The 16,812-nt window shown below is 62.2% G+C and carries 14 protein-coding genes and 1 pseudogene; all 15 read left to right on the top strand.

The window, feature by feature from the left end; translation table 11 throughout:
- On the top strand, positions 1–2,089 hold a 2,089-nt coding region (locus tag I7X43_RS13650; RefSeq protein ID WP_510602558.1), incomplete at its 5' end, for an SPM autocatalytic domain-containing protein.
- Between the two features lie 176 nt (positions 2,090–2,265).
- On the top strand, positions 2,266–3,189 hold the full coding sequence (locus I7X43_RS13645) for a glycosyltransferase family 2 protein (protein ID WP_198101500.1): 924 nt from the start codon (positions 2,266–2,268) through the stop codon (positions 3,187–3,189).
- A 15-nt stretch (positions 3,190–3,204) separates the two neighbouring features.
- Entirely contained in the window at positions 3,205–4,077 is an 873-nt protein-coding gene (locus I7X43_RS13640) for a hypothetical protein (protein WP_198101499.1), read from the top strand.
- 143 nt (positions 4,078–4,220) lie between these two features.
- Positions 4,221–4,448 (top strand): annotated as a pseudogene (locus I7X43_RS16635) (2Fe-2S iron-sulfur cluster-binding protein); the annotation flags it as partial.
- 30 nt (positions 4,449–4,478) lie between these two features.
- Positions 4,479–5,225: an NAD(P)H-flavin reductase gene (locus tag I7X43_RS13635; protein WP_246480428.1), complete on the top strand. Its 747-nt coding sequence runs from the start codon at positions 4,479–4,481 to the stop codon at positions 5,223–5,225.
- Between the two features lie 33 nt (positions 5,226–5,258).
- A complete protein-coding gene (rfbF, locus tag I7X43_RS13630) occupies positions 5,259–6,032 on the top strand; it encodes a glucose-1-phosphate cytidylyltransferase (RefSeq protein ID WP_198101497.1) in 774 nt (257 codons plus the stop codon).
- On the top strand, positions 6,023–7,120 hold the full coding sequence (gene rfbG / locus I7X43_RS13625) for a CDP-glucose 4,6-dehydratase (protein ID WP_198101496.1): 1,098 nt from the start codon (positions 6,023–6,025) through the stop codon (positions 7,118–7,120). Before rfbF ends, rfbG begins: the two co-directional genes overlap by 10 nt.
- Positions 7,117–8,472, top strand: coding sequence for a lipopolysaccharide biosynthesis protein RfbH (gene rfbH / locus I7X43_RS13620; protein ID WP_198101495.1), 1,356 nt, complete (start codon positions 7,117–7,119; stop codon positions 8,470–8,472). Before rfbG ends, rfbH begins: the two co-directional genes overlap by 4 nt.
- Before the next feature lie 4 nt (positions 8,473–8,476).
- Complete coding sequence (locus I7X43_RS13615) at positions 8,477–10,021, top strand: D-arabinonate dehydratase (RefSeq protein ID WP_198101494.1); 1,545 nt, start codon at positions 8,477–8,479, stop codon at positions 10,019–10,021.
- 16 nt (positions 10,022–10,037) lie between these two features.
- Positions 10,038–11,870 (top strand): thiamine pyrophosphate-binding protein, encoded by a 1,833-nt coding sequence (locus I7X43_RS13610; protein WP_198101493.1) that lies wholly within the window; start codon positions 10,038–10,040, stop codon positions 11,868–11,870.
- 5 nt (positions 11,871–11,875) lie between these two features.
- Positions 11,876–12,991 carry a mannitol dehydrogenase family protein gene (locus I7X43_RS13605; protein ID WP_198101492.1) on the top strand — a complete coding sequence of 372 codons (1,116 nt, stop codon included), beginning with the start codon at positions 11,876–11,878 and terminating at the stop codon, positions 12,989–12,991.
- Positions 12,988–13,767 (top strand): inositol monophosphatase family protein, encoded by a 780-nt coding sequence (locus I7X43_RS13600; protein WP_198101491.1) that lies wholly within the window; start codon positions 12,988–12,990, stop codon positions 13,765–13,767. The genes I7X43_RS13605 and I7X43_RS13600 overlap by 4 nt, the downstream gene beginning before the upstream one ends.
- A 7-nt stretch (positions 13,768–13,774) precedes the next feature.
- Positions 13,775–14,578: a glycosyltransferase family protein gene (locus tag I7X43_RS13595; RefSeq protein ID WP_198101490.1), complete on the top strand. Its 804-nt coding sequence runs from the start codon at positions 13,775–13,777 to the stop codon at positions 14,576–14,578.
- 5 nt (positions 14,579–14,583) lie between these two features.
- Positions 14,584–15,630: an NAD-dependent epimerase/dehydratase family protein gene (locus I7X43_RS13590; RefSeq protein WP_198101489.1), complete on the top strand. Its 1,047-nt coding sequence runs from the start codon at positions 14,584–14,586 to the stop codon at positions 15,628–15,630.
- Positions 15,631–15,662: 32 nt separating this feature from the next.
- On the top strand, positions 15,663–16,712 hold the full coding sequence (locus I7X43_RS13585) for an RNA methyltransferase (RefSeq protein WP_198101488.1): 1,050 nt from the start codon (positions 15,663–15,665) through the stop codon (positions 16,710–16,712).
- The last annotated feature ends 100 nt before the right edge of the window (positions 16,713–16,812 follow it).

Here is a 16,812-nt window from a genome sequence, read left to right as displayed (position 1 = left end):
CAGCCAGATTGCGAGCTTGTCAACGGCCCAAGTAGTGGGTCTGGCATCCGAGGACTTTGGTGCCTTCGGTTCGAAGGAACTGCAGTCCTTCACTTCCAGCCATCTGGCAGCGCTCGGGACGGATCAGTTGGCCGGCTTGACCTCGGATCAGTTCGGTGACCTATTGACCACGCAATTGCGCGGCTTGGATTCCGCGGACATCGCAGCACTGACAACCGATCAGTTGGCCGGCTTCAACACGGCTCAGTTCGCCAGTCTGACCACGACTCAAGTTAAGGGGCTAGAGTCCGACGACCTCAGCTCGTTCGACTCCAGCGACCTGCGCGCATTCACCACGGCGCAAGTCGCCGCACTCGGGACGGAACAGTTGACGGGGCTCAATTCCGACCAATGGGCGATGCTGACGAGCCTACAGGTCACAGCCCTCGGCACGGCCGGAGTCGCGGCCCTAGAGAGTGATGATCTTGCCGCGATGACGTCGGTTCAGTTCGGGGGCTTCACCTCGGCGCAGTTGCAAGCATTGGATACCGTGCAATTGGCCGGTCTGGAGTCAGCGGACTTGTCCAAACTGAGTACGCTGCAACTGAAGGGCTTGGATTCGGACGATGTCAGCGCGCTGACGTCCGACCAGCTAGACGGTTTGACGTCGGCTCAAATCGCCAGCTTGACCACGGCGCAAGTTGTGGGCTTGGCATCCGAAGACTTCGCAGCCTTCAGCTCGACCGAGTTGCGCTCCTTCACCTCCAGTCAGTTGGGGGCATTGGGCACCGACCAGTTGGCGGGTATCAGTTCGGTCCAGATGGGCCAACTGACGACCAATCAATTGCGAGGCCTGGACTCGGCAGATGTTGCAGCACTCTCGACGGATCAGTTGGCAGGCTTGGCAACCGATCAGATCGCCAGCCTCACAACCGTACAAGTTTTGGGACTCGAGTCGGATGACTTTGTCGCCTTCAGCTCGTCCGATCTGCGTGCCTTTACGACTGCACAGATCGCCGCGATGGGTACAGAGCAATTGGTTGGTCTGGATTCCACACAATGGGCCAGCTTAGCCAGTACGCAAATCACGGCGCTGGGAACGGATGGCATCGCCGCCATCACCAGCGAAGACTTCGCCGCACTGACGACCCTTCAAATGGCAGGCTTTAGTTCTGCGCAGATCAACGCGATCGCGACCGACGCGTTGGCAGGTTTGGGGTCTAGCAATTTGGGCGCACTCAACTCTCTCCAAATCGATGGATTGAGCACCGATCAGATTGCGAGCCTCACGTCAGCTCAGGTGGTGGGTTTCGACACCTCTGACCTCGCCTCGATGGACATGGCGCAGGTCACGGCGTTCACCACCGATGCTGTGGCAGCACTGAATACGGCCCAGGTCAACGCTATGTTCCTGGCGACGCCGATCGTGCTTGACTTGGATGGCAATGGCATCCAGACCTTGAATGCTGCAGAAGGCGTGAACTTCGACCTGAACGGGGACGGGCAAGCCGCTCGTTACGGTTGGGTTGCCGGGCAGGACGGCTTCTTGGTCATGGACCGCAACGGAGACGGGCAAATCAACGATGGCCGAGAGCTCTTTGGCTCAGGCACTCGCTTGGCAGATGGCTCGCGCGCAGCAGATGGCTTTGTGGCCCTGTCAGCGGAAGATAGCAACCACGATGGCCGTATCGACGCCTCAGACACCAACTTCAGCAAGCTGCAGGTGTGGGTGGATGCGGACCGCGACGGGGTAACGGACGCGGGTGAGTTGAAGTCGCTGACCGAACTGGGCATCACGAGCATGAGCCTCGGGGCGACCAAGGGCACAGAAGTCGACAACGGCAACCTGTTGGGCCTGGTCTCCAGTTTCACCAAGGCCAACGGTGAAACCTCAGCCATGACCGACGTCTGGTTTGCCAAGGATGCTGCGCTGCCCACAGCCGAAGAGCTTGTCGCACCGGCTGAAAAGCCGCTGCCCTTGCCCGAGCGGACCGACGGCACTCCAGCCACCGCAGCGATGGAGCCGCCAAGCGCACCGCCTCCGCACCATGGCTGGCGTCATCCAAGACAGGACGATGAAGATCCGAGTGTGATCCTGCCGCTGTTCTAAAGGACAGTATTGGGGCTGACCGCCCCTTGATCAGGCCCCAGAGGGAGCGTGTTCACACGCTCCCTTTTCTTTTGTCTGACGCTGAACTGGGGATGGGACCCCGTGCAAATCAGTGGACTAGGGGCCTTTGCACCTCACTATGCTCCAGAAGGTCATCATTGGGGTACCCAGTCAGCATGGATGGTGTAGAAGAACCCTTGGTCAGCATCTTGATCCCAACCCACAAGCGGCCGGACTATCTGCCGTTGGCGTTGGAGAGTGCCCGTCGCCAAACCCATGTCCATTTGCAAATTGTCATCAGCGACAACAGCGGGGATGACAGTAGCCTCAACTCCATTCGAGACCAACTCGCGGCAGACCCTCGCGTGGAATACCACGTACAGGAGGGCGGCGGTGCTTGGGAGAACTGGAGCAACGCGCTACGGCAGGCGCGCGGCACCTATGTCAACTTCCTGATGGATGATGACCTGTTCCACCCCACCAAGGTGGAGCGCATGGTCCGCTACTTCGAAACCTTTCCGACGGTGGGGCTCGTCACCTCATTTCGACAGCTGATCGATGCGGCTGGCAACGAATTGCCACCCCTACCGGGCACCACCCGCTTGTTCGATCGCGACATGGTGGTCATCGGCCAGTCAATGGGGGACTTCATCCTTCGACATGGCATGAACCTCATCGGAGAACCCACCACCGCCATGTACCGCCGCTCGGATCTGGGTGCGGGCTTTGGGCGGTTTTGTGGACGTCAGTACGAAATCATGACCGACCTGTCGACCTGGATGGAGTTGATGCACGGTCGCCATTGCGTGTACATCTCCGAGCCACTGAGCTCCTTCCGAATTCACGGCGGACAGGATCAACGTAAAAAGACGACCGCCATCAAGGCCAACATGGAGTGGTTGCAGCTATTGATGGATGGGCACAAGCATGGGCGATATATCGTGGACCCCGCTGAGTTCCGCGTCATGCTGGCACACAAGCTGGGAATCTTGGTCCCCTACCTCACCGCCCAGCATGCGGACCTGCAGGCAGGGGACTACGACATCGAAGAGATGCTGCACCAGTTCCGGACCGCGTTTCGTTGGTTGCTGCAAGCCTAAATTTCAAGCCGCCAGATGAAAACCCGCCCTTACGTCATCGTCACTCCCTCCTACTGCGTCAGTGCTGGTGTTCGAGTGATGCACACGCTATGCCATGAACTCAATGCGCTGGGGTTGGATGCAAAGTTGTTAATCACCAGCAACCTGTCGCCCAGCCCAGCGGAAATGCTCAACCCCGCACTCAACACCCCCTGCATCAACCCAATTTTTGAGCGAGCGTGGCCACGGCTACAGGACGAGGCCATCGTGATCTGCACCGATGGTTTTCCGGGAAATCCCTTCGGCGCCAAACACGTCGTGCGCTACGTTTTGGGCAAAGAAATGCCCCGCGAGACGGACAACCCGGAGGAGTTCCGGGTGTACTACTCCAAGGCCTTTCCCGCACAGCGCGCGGGGCGTCATGCGGTGCTGTACCTGCTCCCCATCGACTTGGCGCTGTTTAACGCCAACAACGTGGTTGAGCGCCCCCAGAACATGCTCTGGCTCGGCAAGGGCGCGCGCTTTCTGAAGGATACGCACGAGGGATGCATCCCCATCACCTACAGCTGGCCGCCCACGCGGCCCGAATTGGCGTTTCACCTGCGCAGGACCTCACGCCTGTATTCCTATGACGCCGTCAGCGCCACCAATTTGGAAGCCGTGCTGTGTGGTGCAACGGTGGTGTTGAAACACCTGAGTTACCACGACTGGACGTGGACCCGAGCGGACATGGAAGCCATGGAGCAAGGAACCGGCGGTTTTGCTTTTGGCGACTCAGACTATGAGCTGGATCGGGCGGAACGGACGCGCCAAGAAACGATGGAGCGAATCCGTTATCACCAAGCTTCTTTCAAAATGCGCCTCCTTGAATTTGTGGAAGCGACGCAATACCGATTCCGAGCGAATTGACGCTCGTTGCGGAGGCAGCCTGGAGCAGCGATTTGAACGCCAGCATCCGAAGACTCCGGTATTTCAAAGCCTGTTACGCGATTTGCCTCGCAGGGCTGTGGTTAGGATGAGCTCTCGCGTGGCCTCACGCTACCGGAGCGCCTTTGTCCATCCCGCACCAAATCCATCTCGCCAATGGGCACCAGTGCCCCTCGGTTCCAGGTCAGAGTTTGCTGGACAGCGCTGCCCAAGCGGGTCTGATACTCGAACACAGTTGCCGCACAGGTCGATGCGGCAGTTGCAAGGCGCGCCTCCTGTCGGGCACCGTGAGTCCCCTGGCCGCCAGCCCCAGCCTCACATTAGACGAGCAGGCTGAAGGCTGGGTGCTTACTTGCACGTCCTCGGCAAGCTCAGATGTCAGTTTGGACATTGAGGACTTGGGGGAGCTCGCAGCGCTCAAACTGATGACGGTTCCCGCCCGCATCGACACCTTGGAGCACCTGAGTGAGTCCGTCTTGCGGGTGCGTTTGCGCCTCCCCCCTCAGCACGGATTTCGCTACCTCGCCGGGCAATATGTCAACATTGTCGGCCCCGGAAATATTAAACGCCCCTATTCCATTGCCAACGCACCGGCATCCGACGGAAAACTGGAATTCCATATTAAGCGAATCCCAGCTGGAGCCATGAGTGAGTACTGGTTCGAAAAAGCCAAACCTGGAGAATTGCTTCGATTCGAAGGGCCACGTGGCAGTTTTTTTCTGCGCCCGGTTGGCGGCGCTCGACTGATCTGCATGGCCACCGGGACGGGGTATGCGCCCATTCAGGCATTGCTGCAAGAACTGGCAACGCGACCTGCCTCCGAGCAACCCTCTTCGATTCATTTGATTTGGGGTGGGCGTCAACCCGCCGATTTTTATTTGGCTCCACCGCGTTTGGGTCCGGGTTCCCCGCCCGTGAACTTCATTCCAACCCTTTCACGCCCCCATGCCGACTGGACCGGGGCGCGGGGCTATGTGCAAGACATCGTGAAGCAGAAAATAAAGGACCTGGGGAACACCTGGGTCTATGCCTGTGGATCCGATGCGATGATCACCAGTGCTCAGTGCCTCCTGGAGCAGGCGGGTTTACCCAGAAAGCATTTTTTGTCTGATGCGTTTGTCGCGGCTTAATCTGCAGCATCCGCTATTTTCAAGGGATCACATATGAAAGCTGTCATTCTTGCTGGTGGTTTGGGGACTCGCCTAAGCGAGGAAACCGCCACGCGACCCAAGCCCATGGTCGAGATTGGCGGAAAACCGATTCTTTGGCACATCCTAAAACATTATTCCCACCATGGAATAAATGATTTTGTGATTTGCTGTGGATACAAAGGTTATGTAATCAAAGAATTTTTTTCAAATTATTTCTTGCACATGTCCGACATCACCTTTGACATGCGATCCAACCGAATGGAAGTGCACAGCAAACGGGCCGAACCCTGGAATGTGACCCTGGTCGATACGGGAGATGCGTCCATGACAGGGGGCCGTCTGAAGCGGGTGGCTAAATATGTGGAATTGGATGAGGCTTTCTGCCTGACGTACGGCGATGGCGTGAGTGATGTCGACATCACCGCCAGCATCGACTTTCACAAGTCTCACGGTCGACTGGCGACGCTGACGGCCACCTACCCTCCTGCCCGTTTCGGAGCACTGGATCTGGACGGCAACCGAGTCAAGAGCTTCAAAGAAAAGCCTTTCGGTGAAGGGGGCATGATCAACGGCGGCTTTTTCGTGCTCAATCCCAAAGTCCTTTCACTGTGTCAGGATGACAGCACGATTTGGGAGCGTGAGCCCCTGGACACGCTGGCCAATCAGGGTGAGTTGATGGCGTACGAACACCATGGTTTCTGGCAACCCATGGACACGCTGCGCGACAAAATCCTGCTCGACGACCTCTGGGCCTCCGGAAAAGCCCCCTGGAAAAAATGGGACTGATCGCGCCGTCCTCCGCAGGGGCAGCGGGCGTCGACCCCGCGTTTTGGCGCGGTCGCGTCGTGCTCCTAACCGGCCACAGCGGTTTTAAGGGCAGTTGGCTCAGCCTGTGGTTGCAGGCCCTGGGCGCCAAGGTTCATGGCTTGGCCCTCCCCCCGCCCACCACGCCCAGCCTGTTTGAAACCGCTCACGTCGCCGAAGGGCTGGCCAGCAGCGCCTGGGTGGACATCCGCGATGGGGCTGCAGTGCAAGCCCGTTTTGAGGCCGTGCAGCCAGAGATCGTCTTGCACCTCGCGGCGCAACCATTGGTCCGGCTTTCGTATGACCAGCCCGTGGAGACCTACGCCACCAATGTGATGGGGACGGTCCATCTGCTGGAGGCCGCCCGACGCACCGCCAGCGTGCGGGCCATCGTCAATGTCACGACGGACAAGTGCTACGAGAACCGTGAATGGGTCTGGGGCTACCGGGAAGAAGAGCCCATGGGAGGCCATGACCCCTACTCCAACAGCAAGGGCTGCGCCGAATTGGTCAGCAGCGCCTACCGCCGCTCGTTCCTCGCCGGGGCTGGGATTGCGCTGGCCACAGCCCGCGCGGGCAATGTGGTGGGCGGCGGGGATTGGGCGGCGGACCGATTGGTGCCCGACATCCTCAAGGCATTGCAAGAGGACCGCCCGGTGTTGATCCGCAACCCCCACGCTATCCGCCCCTGGCAGCATGTGCTGGAACCTCTCAGCGGCTACTTGGTGCTGGCTCAGGCCCTGATTGAGCAAGGTCAAGCCACCGCGCAAGCCTGGAACTTTGGGCCCCGCGACCAGGATGCCCGACCCGTGCAATGGATCGTGGAGCGCCTGTGTGGTCTCTGGGGCGGGCAAGCCCGCTGGACCCTGCAGCCAGGCGATCATCCGCACGAGGCCCACTTCCTCAAACTGGATATCTCCAAGGCCCGGCAGCACCTCGGTTGGCAGCCGCGCTGGGGATTGGAAGAAGCGCTCGCCCGCATCGTCCAGTGGCACCAAGCCTGGTTGCAAGGCCAGGACCTGCGGGCCCTGTGCCTGCAACAAATCAACGACTACCAAGCTTCACCATGACGACTTCCACGCCCGTTCAGTTTCAGCCCCGCCAGGACGCCTTGCGCCAGCAAATCGCCGAACTGGTGCAGCAGTACGCCGAACTGGCCCACGCACCCAAGCCCTTCGTCCCCGGTGAATCGGCCGTCCCCGTGTCGGGCAAGGTGATCGGCACGATGGAACTCCAATACATGGTGGACGCCGCCCTCGACGGCTGGCTAACTACTGGGCGGTTCAATGCGCGATTCGAGCTGCGACTGGCTCAGTTCCTGGGTGTCAAGCACGTCCTGACGGTGAACTCCGGTTCGTCAGCCAACTTGGTGGCGTTCTCCACACTCACCAGTCCCAAGCTTGGCGCCCGGGCCATTCAGCCCGGGGACGAGGTAATCGGTGTGGCGGCCGGCTTCCCCACAACGGTTAACCCGATCCTGCAATTCGGCGCCGTGCCCGTATTCGTGGACGTGGACCTGGCCACTCACAACATCGATGCCAGCCTCATCGAGGCCGCCATCACGCCCAAAACCAAGGCCATCATGCTGGCCCACAGCCTGGGGAACCCGTTCAACCTGGACGTGGTCACGGCCCTGTGCAAGAAGTACCAGTTGTGGCTGGTCGAGGACTGCTGTGACGCGCTGGGCGCCACCTACAAAGGCCAAATGGTGGGCACGTTCGGCGATATCGCCACGTTGAGTTTTTATCCAGCCCACCACATCACCATGGGGGAAGGCGGGGCCGTCTTCACCAACGACGACGAACTCAAGTCCATCGCCGAGTCCTTTCGCGACTGGGGGCGGGACTGCTACTGCCCCCCCGGTAAAGACAACACCTGCAACAAGCGTTTTTGCTGGACCAAGAAGGAGCTGGGCGGCGATCTGCCGGACGGGTACGACCACAAGTACACCTACAGCCATTTGGGCTACAACCTGAAAATTAGCGACATGCAGGCCGCTTGCGCCTTGGCCCAAATGGAGCAAGTGGAGGCCTTCATCGCCAAACGCCGCGCCAATTTCGATTACCTGAAGGCCCGCCTGCAAAGCTGTGCCGAGTTTCTGCACCTTCCCGAGGCCACGCCCCACGCAGAGCCCTCGTGGTTTGGCTTCCCGCTGATCCTGAAGGAAACGGCCGGCGTCGCCCGCACGGACTTGATCCAGTATCTGGAACAAAACAAGATTGGGACGCGATTGCTGTTTGCGGGCAACTTGACCAAACAGCCCTACATGGCCGGCCGTAACTTCCGCGTGGCCTCCAGCTTGGCTAATACAGACGTGGTGATGAACCAAACCTTCTGGCTCGGCACCTTCCCGGGCTTGGACACGCCGCAGCTGGACTACATCGCCGACAAGCTCGAGGCGTTCTTCGGCCTGAATTTCTGACGCCATGAATCCCAGCGCGCTCCCCTCCCCCCTGCTCCTGCTGCACCCCGCAGACGATGTCTTCATCGCGCGCAGCCAACTCGTGGGTGGGCAAACGGCTGAGGGCCTCACCGTCCGCGGACTGGTCCCGGCTGGGCACAAGGTGGCGCGCCGCGATCTGGCTGCCGGCCGCGCCGTTCGGCGCTACAGCCAAGTGATTGGCTTCACGCTGCGCGACATTGCGGCCGGGGAACACGTGCACGTGCACAACCTGGGCATGGGGGATTTCGAGCGCCACGCAGTGATCGGAGCCGACGTGACCCCGGATCGCCCCCCCCTTCAGACAGCGTTCATGGGCATTCGCCGGCCCAACGGTCAAGTTGCGACGCGCAACTACATCGGGGTTTTGACCAGCGTGAATTGCTCGGCCACCGTGGCGCGCGCCATTGCCGACCACTTTTCTCACCCCTTCCATGCGCGCCGGGCCGACGGTCCACTGGCGGCCTTTGCGCAGGTCGATGGCGTGGTTGCCCTGACGCACGGAAGCGGCTGCGCCATGGACGATCAGGGGCTGGGCTTGCAGGTGCTGCGACGCACTCTGGCCGGCTATGCGCGGCATCCCAACTTCGCCGCCATATTGGTCGTGGGTCTGGGTTGTGAGTCCAACCAGATTGATGCACTGCTCGCGGCGGAGGGCCTGGAGCCCGGCCCACTCCTGCAGACCTTCAACATTCAAAGTCTTGGGGGCACCAGTGCCGCCGTGGCGCGTGGCGTCGAACTGATCCGCGCGTTGCTGCCCGTGGCCAATGCCGTGCACCGCGAACCCTGCAGTGCCGAGCACCTGATCGTTGGCCTGCAGTGTGGCGGCTCCGATGGCTATTCCGGCATCAGCGCCAACCCCGCGCTCGGGCAGGCCGTGGACCGCCTGGTGCAGCACGGCGGCACGGCCCTGCTCAGCGAAACGCCGGAAATCTATGGTGCTGAGCACCTGCTGGCCCGCCGCGCCATCAGCCCGGCCGTGGGCGAAAAGCTGGCCGAGCGCATCCGCTGGTGGGAGGCTCATGTGGCCCAGCATGGTGGCAGCATGGACAACAACCCCTCGCCCGGCAACAAGGCGGGCGGGCTGACCACCATCCTTGAGAAGTCCCTGGGGGCCGTGGCCAAGGGCGGCACCAGCAATCTGGTGGACGTCATCGAGTACGCACAGCCGGTTCGGCGTTCGGGCCTGGTCTTCATGGACACCCCGGGCTATGACCCGGTCAGTGCCACCGGCCAGGTTGCCGGCGGCGCCAACTTGATCTGTTTCACCACCGGTCGCGGTTCAGCCTATGGCTGCGCCCCGGCGCCCTCGCTCAAACTGGCCACCAACACCGCCCTGTGGCAGCGCCAGGCCGATGACATCGACCTCAACTGCGGCGACATCATCGACGGCCGTTGTGACATCGACACCATGGGGGCTCGTATCTTTCAGGCGCTTCTGGACACGGCCTCCGGCCACAAAACCCGCAGCGAAACCCACGGCTACGGCCAGAGCGAGTTCACGCCCTGGCCGCTCGGCGCTGTGATGTGAAAACGCCCTCGATCCTATGAATTCCGACACCGCTGACACCGTCAAAGTCTCCGACTACCTCTGTGGACGCATCCCCGAGTTGACCGGGTCGCACCATGCCTTCCTGCTTTCGGGGGGCGGCATGATGCATTTGCTCGATAGCGTGGGGCGCAGCCCCCTTCAACCCTTCGCCCTCCACCACGAGCAAGCCGCCGGTATTGCGGCCTATGCCTATGGCCGCACGCTCAACACCACGGGGGTTTGTTTTGCCACCTCGGGGCCGGGCGCGACCAACGTCCTCACGGCAGTGGCCGGTGCCTGGAGCGACAGCGTGCCACTGCTGGTGGTATCTGGCCAGGTGTCGACCCTGTTTTCACAGCGGCCCTACGGGCTGCGTCAGCGAGGGTTCCAGGAGTTCAACATCGTCGATGTCGTGGCGCCAACCACCAAATACGCGCGCTACATCGAACGGGCTGCCGATGTGCGCTACGAGTTGGAGAAGGCCTGCTACCTCGCTCGCGCGGGTCGCCCAGGGCCGGTTTGGTTGGACATTCCCCTGGACATACAAGCCGCCCGCGTTGACCCGAAGACGCTGCGCGGTTTTGACCCGGTGGCCGAAGACCTGGACACGCTGAACCCACCACCGCCGACCGGCTTTGTCGACTCGGTGCTGGACAAGTTGCGAAGCGCCAAACGCCCGCTGATTGTGCTGGGCCATGGCATCTGGCTGTCCGGCGCCCAGGACGACGCGCGGCGCTTGCTCGAGCGCCTGCGGGTGCCCGTTCAGAGCACGTGGAATGCGATGGATGTGGTGCCGGATGACCACCCGCTGTATTTCGGTCGTGCCAATGCCTACGGGCCGCGTTTCGCCAACTTCATCATTCAGAACGCTGACTACATCCTGTCCATCGGCGCCCGGCTGGGTGTCCAGCACACGGGGTACAACGTCGAGGCCTTCGCGCGCGAAGCCTTCCTCGACATGGTGGAACTCGATGAGGCCGAGGCCACCAAACCGTTCTTGGGAGTTGACCGCTTCACCCGCTGCGACGCCGCCGCACTCATTCAAGCCCTCAACCGTGCGTTGTCGGACGACAGGGTGGCGGCCCCCACGGAGTGGCTGGCCTACTGCCAGCGCATGCGGCGCCAATACCCCGCTGCGCCCACGCTGGCGCAGGTCCGCGACGAGCCCTATGTGGATCCGTATTACTTCGTGGACCAATTGAGCGAGTTGGCTCCAGACGATGCGCTGGTGCCGCTGGGTTCCTCCGGCACCTCGTTCACCGTGTCAGGGCAAGCCTTTCGCTGCAAGGCGCGTCAGCGGGTGTTTCATGCCAAAGGCATGGCCGCCATGGGCTTTGGGATGCCGTCTGCCATCGGCGCCAGTGTGGCTCTGGGCAAAAAGATGGCCATCACCCTGGTCGGCGACGGGGGATTCCAGCTCAACATCCAAGAGCTGCAAACCATGGTGCACCACCCATTGCCGATCAAGATCTTCGTCATCAACAACAACGGCTACCACGCCATCCGGGTCACCCAGGAAGGCTATTTCAAAAGCCATTACGTCGCGTCAACGGCTGATACGGGTGTTTCCCTGCCGGAGCTGAGCCGCATTGCACACGCGTACGGCCTGGCTTACCGCCGCATTTCAAACAATGCGGAAGTGAGCGAGCACATTGCCGCCGCGCTGTCTCACCCTGGGCCCGAAATCATCGAGGTCATGGTGGACCCCGCCAAGCACCTGATGCCCAAGCTCGGTTCGGCCATTCGCCCGGACGGCACCATGGTCTCCCGCCCCCTGGAAGACCTGCTGCCCTTGCTGGACCGGGACGAGTTCCGCGCCAACCTGTTCATTCAACCCCTCGAGTGGTAACCGCAATGAAAACCAAAGTCCTGTTCATGGGGGCCGGCGCCATCGGGCGCGGCTACCTGCCTTGGACACTCGATGAAGCCCGCCACGAGTTCATCTTCATCGACAGCAACCCCGCCATCGTTCAGCGCATGCGCGACGTGGGGTCGTATTCGACCTACCGGGTCAAGGACGACACCTATGAGCACAAGCGCGTCCAGGTCAAAGCGGCCTACACGCCGGCAGAGTTCCGCCTGGCCGAGCATCAGGATGCCGTGGCCTGCTTTTTCTCGGTGGGCCCGCGCAACGTCGAAAAGGTCGCCCCCCTGCTGGCCGGCGCCGCGTTTCCCTTGATCCTGTGTGAGAACGAGCCGGAGACCGTGACTTGGGCCAAGCGAATTCTGGGGCATGACCGCATCTACTTCGCGGTGCCGGACGTCATCACCTCCAACACCGCCCCCGCCCACCTCCTGGCCGAGGACCCCTTGGCCATCACCACCGAGAACGGGGTTCAGTTCATCGAGCAGGGCCCGTTTGATCTTCACGGCGAGATGACCCTGTTGCCGCGCGAGGAGTTGCTGCGCCACCAATGGACCCCCAAGCTTTACCTGCACAACACCCCGCACTGCATCACCGCCTACCTGGGGGCATTGATGGGCTGCACCTATGTGCATGAGGCCATGGCCCACCCCAAGGCGGCTCAGTTGGTGGAAGGGGCGATGAACGAAATGCTGCAGGCGCTCAAGCTCTTGTGGGACATCCCGCACGATTTTCTGGATTGGTATGCCCAGAAAGAGCTGTCACGCTTCCGCTGCCAGTTGCTGTTCGACCCAGTAGCGCGGGTGGCGCGCGAACCGCTTCGCAAGTTGGAGCTTCACGGCCGTTTGATCGGCGCCGCCCAAATGTGTCTGACGCTGGGGGTACTGCCTCAAAACCTGCTCAAGGGCATCGTGGGGGCGCTGCTCTTCGAAGACGTCCACGACCCCGACCACCACATTCGCATGATGCACGAGGCCATGGCCACGAGTGATTTCAACCGCTATGTGCTGGGCCTGCGCCCGGGCGAGCCGCTGGACCTGATGCTTCGTGAACACATGACGGCCATCACCGCCGAACTGCGCAGCCTGCCGAGGAGAACCGCATGAGCGCGACTGAACACAGCGCCTGGATCCAGGTCGCCCTTGAGGCCGTGTTGGCGGGTGCCAAGCTTGCCGAAAACGCTGCCGCAGCGCAAACGATCCAGCAAAAAGACAGCCTGCGGGACATCGTCACCAACACAGACAGCCGCATCAGCGAACTGCTGTTGCATCACTTGGGCCAGACTGGCCTCCCGGTGGTGTCTGAAGAGGACACGGCAGCCGCACCCGCAACACCCCGCTTCTGGGTCGTGGACCCCATCGACGGCACAGTCAACTTTGCCCACGGTTTGGCGACCTTTGCGGTCAGCGCCGGACTGGTGGAAGACGGCCAGTGCCAGCTGGGCGTGGTTTGCGCGCCCAAATTGGACGAGTTGTACTTCACGCTGAATGCCGACAAGGCTTTGCTCAACGGGCGCCCGTTCACCCATCCCCACCGGGGCGTGGACGAAGCGTTAACGGCCGCGAGCTTCAGCGCACGGGCCGCCGCCGCCCAGTACACGCTGTTCCAGCGCGTCAACGAGAGCACACGCGGATGCCTGCGCACCGGCAGCGCCGCCCTGAACGTGTGCTGGGCAGCGGTGGGTAAGCTGCAAGCGGCCTACGGCTTCGACGCCAAACTGTGGGATGTGGCCGGTGCGCTCGCGGTAGCACGGGCCGCCGGTTGCGAAATCCGACTGCGTCCGCACGCCGATCCCATGCGGCTCGATTACATCGTCGGCTCGCGCGAGGTGGTCGAGCACCTGGCGAGCCTGGCCCACGACACGAAACTCTGGACCCGTTGAGGCCAACATGAACCAAGCATTTCACGAAGTTCCCGTCGTCTTGCTGTGTGGCGGCCAAGGCGTGGTCTTGGGCGAAGGGCAAAACCAGCGCCTGAACAAGGCCTTGGTGCGCGTCAACGGCAAGCCGCTGTTCTGGTGGGTGGTGTTGCATTACGCCCTGCACGGTGGGCGCCAGTTTTGGCTCGCAGCCGGGCTGCAAGCCGATCAGTTCCACAAAGTGTTGCGCGAGGAATGCGGCGCCCACGCCGATCCGATCCAGCCCGATACCTACTGTGTCGACTTGGGTGCGCAAAAGCTGCAACTGCATGTGGTTCACACGCCGCCAGAAGCCAACACCGCCGAACGCCTGCTCGCCTGCAAGCCGCACCTGGAACACGCAGCGCGATTTGCGCTCACCTATTCGGACACCCTCAGCGATGTGGACCTGAGCGCCGAGTTGGATTTCCACGCTGCGCAGCGAACGGTGGCGTCCCTGGTCTCCACGCAATGCCCCGTGCGCTTTCGTATCCTGGGCATGCGCCAGGGCCAGACCATCGTGCGTGCGTTTGCACCCAAGCCGGTGATCGAAGCGGCTGCCATCAATGGCGGTTACTACCTGTTTACCTCCCAAATCTGGGATCCGGTCTATGGGCTTGACGGGAATGCGGCGTTAGAGGCAGCACCGTTGGACAAGCTGGTGGCGCAGCAGCAACTGACCGCGTTTGAGCACCGCGGACAGTGGCAGCACTGCGACGCCGAGCGCGACCTCGCGCCCTTGCACCGCATTGCTCAGCAACTTGCGGCGCGATTTGCGGCGCGATTGGAGGGCTGAGCGCCTTGAGCGCCATCACCCCGGCCCAGATTGCCCTTCTGGATGGCAGCCTCGCCGCTGTTTTGCCGCGCGTCACGCTGGGCGGGTTGGCTGGGCGGCGCTTGTTCATCACGGGGGGGACCGGCTTCTTCGGGCTCTGGCTGCTCAGCGCCCTGCGGGCCCTGAACGCCCAGGGGCTGGGCCTCCACGCGTGTGTGCTGTCGCGCGACCCTGGGCGATTCCTTGGCCGGCACCCGCAGTTCGCGGGCCAGCCCTGGCTCCAATTCACCGCGGGGGATGTGAGGGACTTCCAAGCGCCTCCGGGATGCTTCGATGCCTTGATCCACGCGGCGACAGAAACGTCCATGGCCGTCCATGCCCAACCGCAACGCATGCTGGAGGACATTGTGCTGGGCACCCGCCGCGTGCTGGCCTTTGCAAGGGAGGCCGGTATTCAACGCTCGCTGCTGGTGAGCTCGGGGGCCGTCTATGGCCGCCAGCCGGCGGATTGGACGCATCAACCCGACGAATCCCCCCTCGCTTGCAACCCCCTGCTCCCGAGCAGTGCCTATGGCGAGGGCAAGCGGGTCATGGAATTGCTGGGAGCCATTTGTCAGCAGGACCATGGCGTGGCTTCTGTTGTGGCCCGCTGCTTTGCCTTCGCCGGTCCTGGCTTGCCGCTGGATGCTCACTTCGCCATCGGCAATTTCCTGCGCGATGCCCTTCAGGGCACCCACATTACCGTCCAAGGTGACGGCACTCCGGAGCGCTCCTACCTGTACGGCGCCGATTTGGCGCTCTGGCTGCTCAAGTTGCTCCAGGACGGTGATGCAGGGCAGTCCTACAACGTGGGCAGTGACCTTGCGCTCAGCATCGCCGATTTGGCCTACCAGGTGCGTGATCTCGTGGCCCCCGGGCTCGCAGTTCAGGTGTTGCAGCCGAGCCCCCCAGACGCCGGCCCTCCGCAGCGGTACGTGCCCGCCATCCACCGCGCACGGGCTCTCGGCTGCGCACCCTGGACGCCATTGGACGAGGCGATCCGCCTCAGCGCTGCCTACTGGCGTGCTGGGTAAGGCCTGTTGGTAGGCGCCAGACAATAGCGCCCATGCAGGTCTCCACCGTTCGCACCCAGCTTCAGGCCCTCGGCGCCAAACCTGAACATGTCAGCCGCGTGCTGCGGCATTGGTTGCAGGCCATCCCCCTGACCCAGGGCCGACGGGCCCTGCAGCATTATTTGCCGGCAGCGCTGCTTGAGGCCCTGCCCCGTTTGATGGCGGAGTGGTCGGGCTTGCTGCGGATCCACACCCAGGCACCGGGCGCTGACGGGTCCGAGCGGCTGTTGCTGGAACTGCAGGACGGTCAGTCAGTCGAAGCAGTGCTGCTGCCCCAGCGCAGCAAGGCCTGGGGGTTGTGCGTCTCGACCCAGGTGGGGTGCGCCGTCGGTTGTCGGTTTTGCATGACTGGCCGGAGTGGCTTGATTCGCCAGTTGAGCAGCATGGAGATCCTGGCTCAGGTGGCCCACGCGCGCACCTTGCGGACCGTGAACAAGGTGGTGTTCATGGGCATGGGCGAGCCCTCGCACAACCTGGAGGCCGTGTTCGAAGCCATCGAGACCCTGGGCACCGAGGGCGGCATCGGTCACAAGAATTTGGTTTTTTCCACGGTGGGGGACGAGCGTGCCTTTGAACGGCTCTCCGCCGCGCGTGTCAAGCCGGCCCTGGCCCTGTCCTTGCACACCACCGACGCTGCACAGCGCACGGACTTGTTGCCCCGCGCACCGGCCCTCAGCCCCGCTGAATTGGTGGCCCGCGCCGACGCGTACGCCCGTTTGAGCGGCTACCCGGTTCAGTACCAATGGACCTTGCTGGCCGGGGTGAACGATAAGCAAGAAGACGAAATCGTGTCCCTGCTCCAGGGGCGCTACGGGGTGCTGAACCTGATCCCGTTCAACCCAGTGGAAGGCCTGCCCTTTCAGCGGCCCGAGGCCGAGGTCAGCCGCGGCCTAATTCGGCGACTCCACCAGCGCGGCATCTTGGCGAAACTGCGCGATTCAGCCGGCCAGGATGTGGAAGGCGGCTGCGGCCAGCTGCGGGCCCGGATTCAGGCCGAACGCCCCGTGCGTCTCCAGCTGCGCCCCGCCCCGTCGCGGGCCTAAAACCAAAGCCAAAGTCGCCAGAGCCATCCGGGCAGCCGTACGTTTCTGGGGCAGTAGTGCTGCCGCAGTGCCAAGTCTGAAATGCGTGTAACTGTCTGCA

This window comes from Inhella gelatinilytica (assembly GCF_016093295.1).
In the GTDB taxonomy this organism is placed as follows: Bacteria; Pseudomonadota; Gammaproteobacteria; order Burkholderiales; family Burkholderiaceae_C; genus Inhella; species Inhella gelatinilytica.
The sequence above is the reverse complement of the archived record's forward strand: the minus strand, read 5'-3'. Positions and strand labels throughout refer to the sequence as shown.

What these genes read in the sequence shown, in the direction of transcription:
- rfbH (WP_198101495.1), top strand. Translation starts at nt 7,117, where the DNA reads ATGACGACTTCCACGCCCGTTCAGTTTCAGCCCCGCCAGGACGCCTTG.
- rfbG (WP_198101496.1), top strand. Translation starts at nt 6,023, where the DNA reads ATGGGACTGATCGCGCCGTCCTCCGCAGGGGCAGCGGGCGTCGACCCC.
- I7X43_RS13610 (WP_198101493.1), top strand. Translation starts at nt 10,038, where the DNA reads ATGAATTCCGACACCGCTGACACCGTCAAAGTCTCCGACTACCTCTGT.
- rfbF (WP_198101497.1), top strand. Translation starts at nt 5,259, where the DNA reads ATGAAAGCTGTCATTCTTGCTGGTGGTTTGGGGACTCGCCTAAGCGAG.
- I7X43_RS13595 (WP_198101490.1), top strand. Translation starts at nt 13,775, where the DNA reads ATGAACCAAGCATTTCACGAAGTTCCCGTCGTCTTGCTGTGTGGCGGC.
- I7X43_RS13605 (WP_198101492.1), top strand. Translation starts at nt 11,876, where the DNA reads ATGAAAACCAAAGTCCTGTTCATGGGGGCCGGCGCCATCGGGCGCGGC.
- I7X43_RS13645 (WP_198101500.1), top strand. Translation starts at nt 2,266, where the DNA reads ATGGATGGTGTAGAAGAACCCTTGGTCAGCATCTTGATCCCAACCCAC.
- I7X43_RS13640 (WP_198101499.1), top strand. Translation starts at nt 3,205, where the DNA reads ATGAAAACCCGCCCTTACGTCATCGTCACTCCCTCCTACTGCGTCAGT.
- I7X43_RS13585 (WP_198101488.1), top strand. Translation starts at nt 15,663, where the DNA reads ATGCAGGTCTCCACCGTTCGCACCCAGCTTCAGGCCCTCGGCGCCAAA.
- I7X43_RS13600 (WP_198101491.1), top strand. Translation starts at nt 12,988, where the DNA reads ATGAGCGCGACTGAACACAGCGCCTGGATCCAGGTCGCCCTTGAGGCC.
- I7X43_RS13615 (WP_198101494.1), top strand. Translation starts at nt 8,477, where the DNA reads ATGAATCCCAGCGCGCTCCCCTCCCCCCTGCTCCTGCTGCACCCCGCA.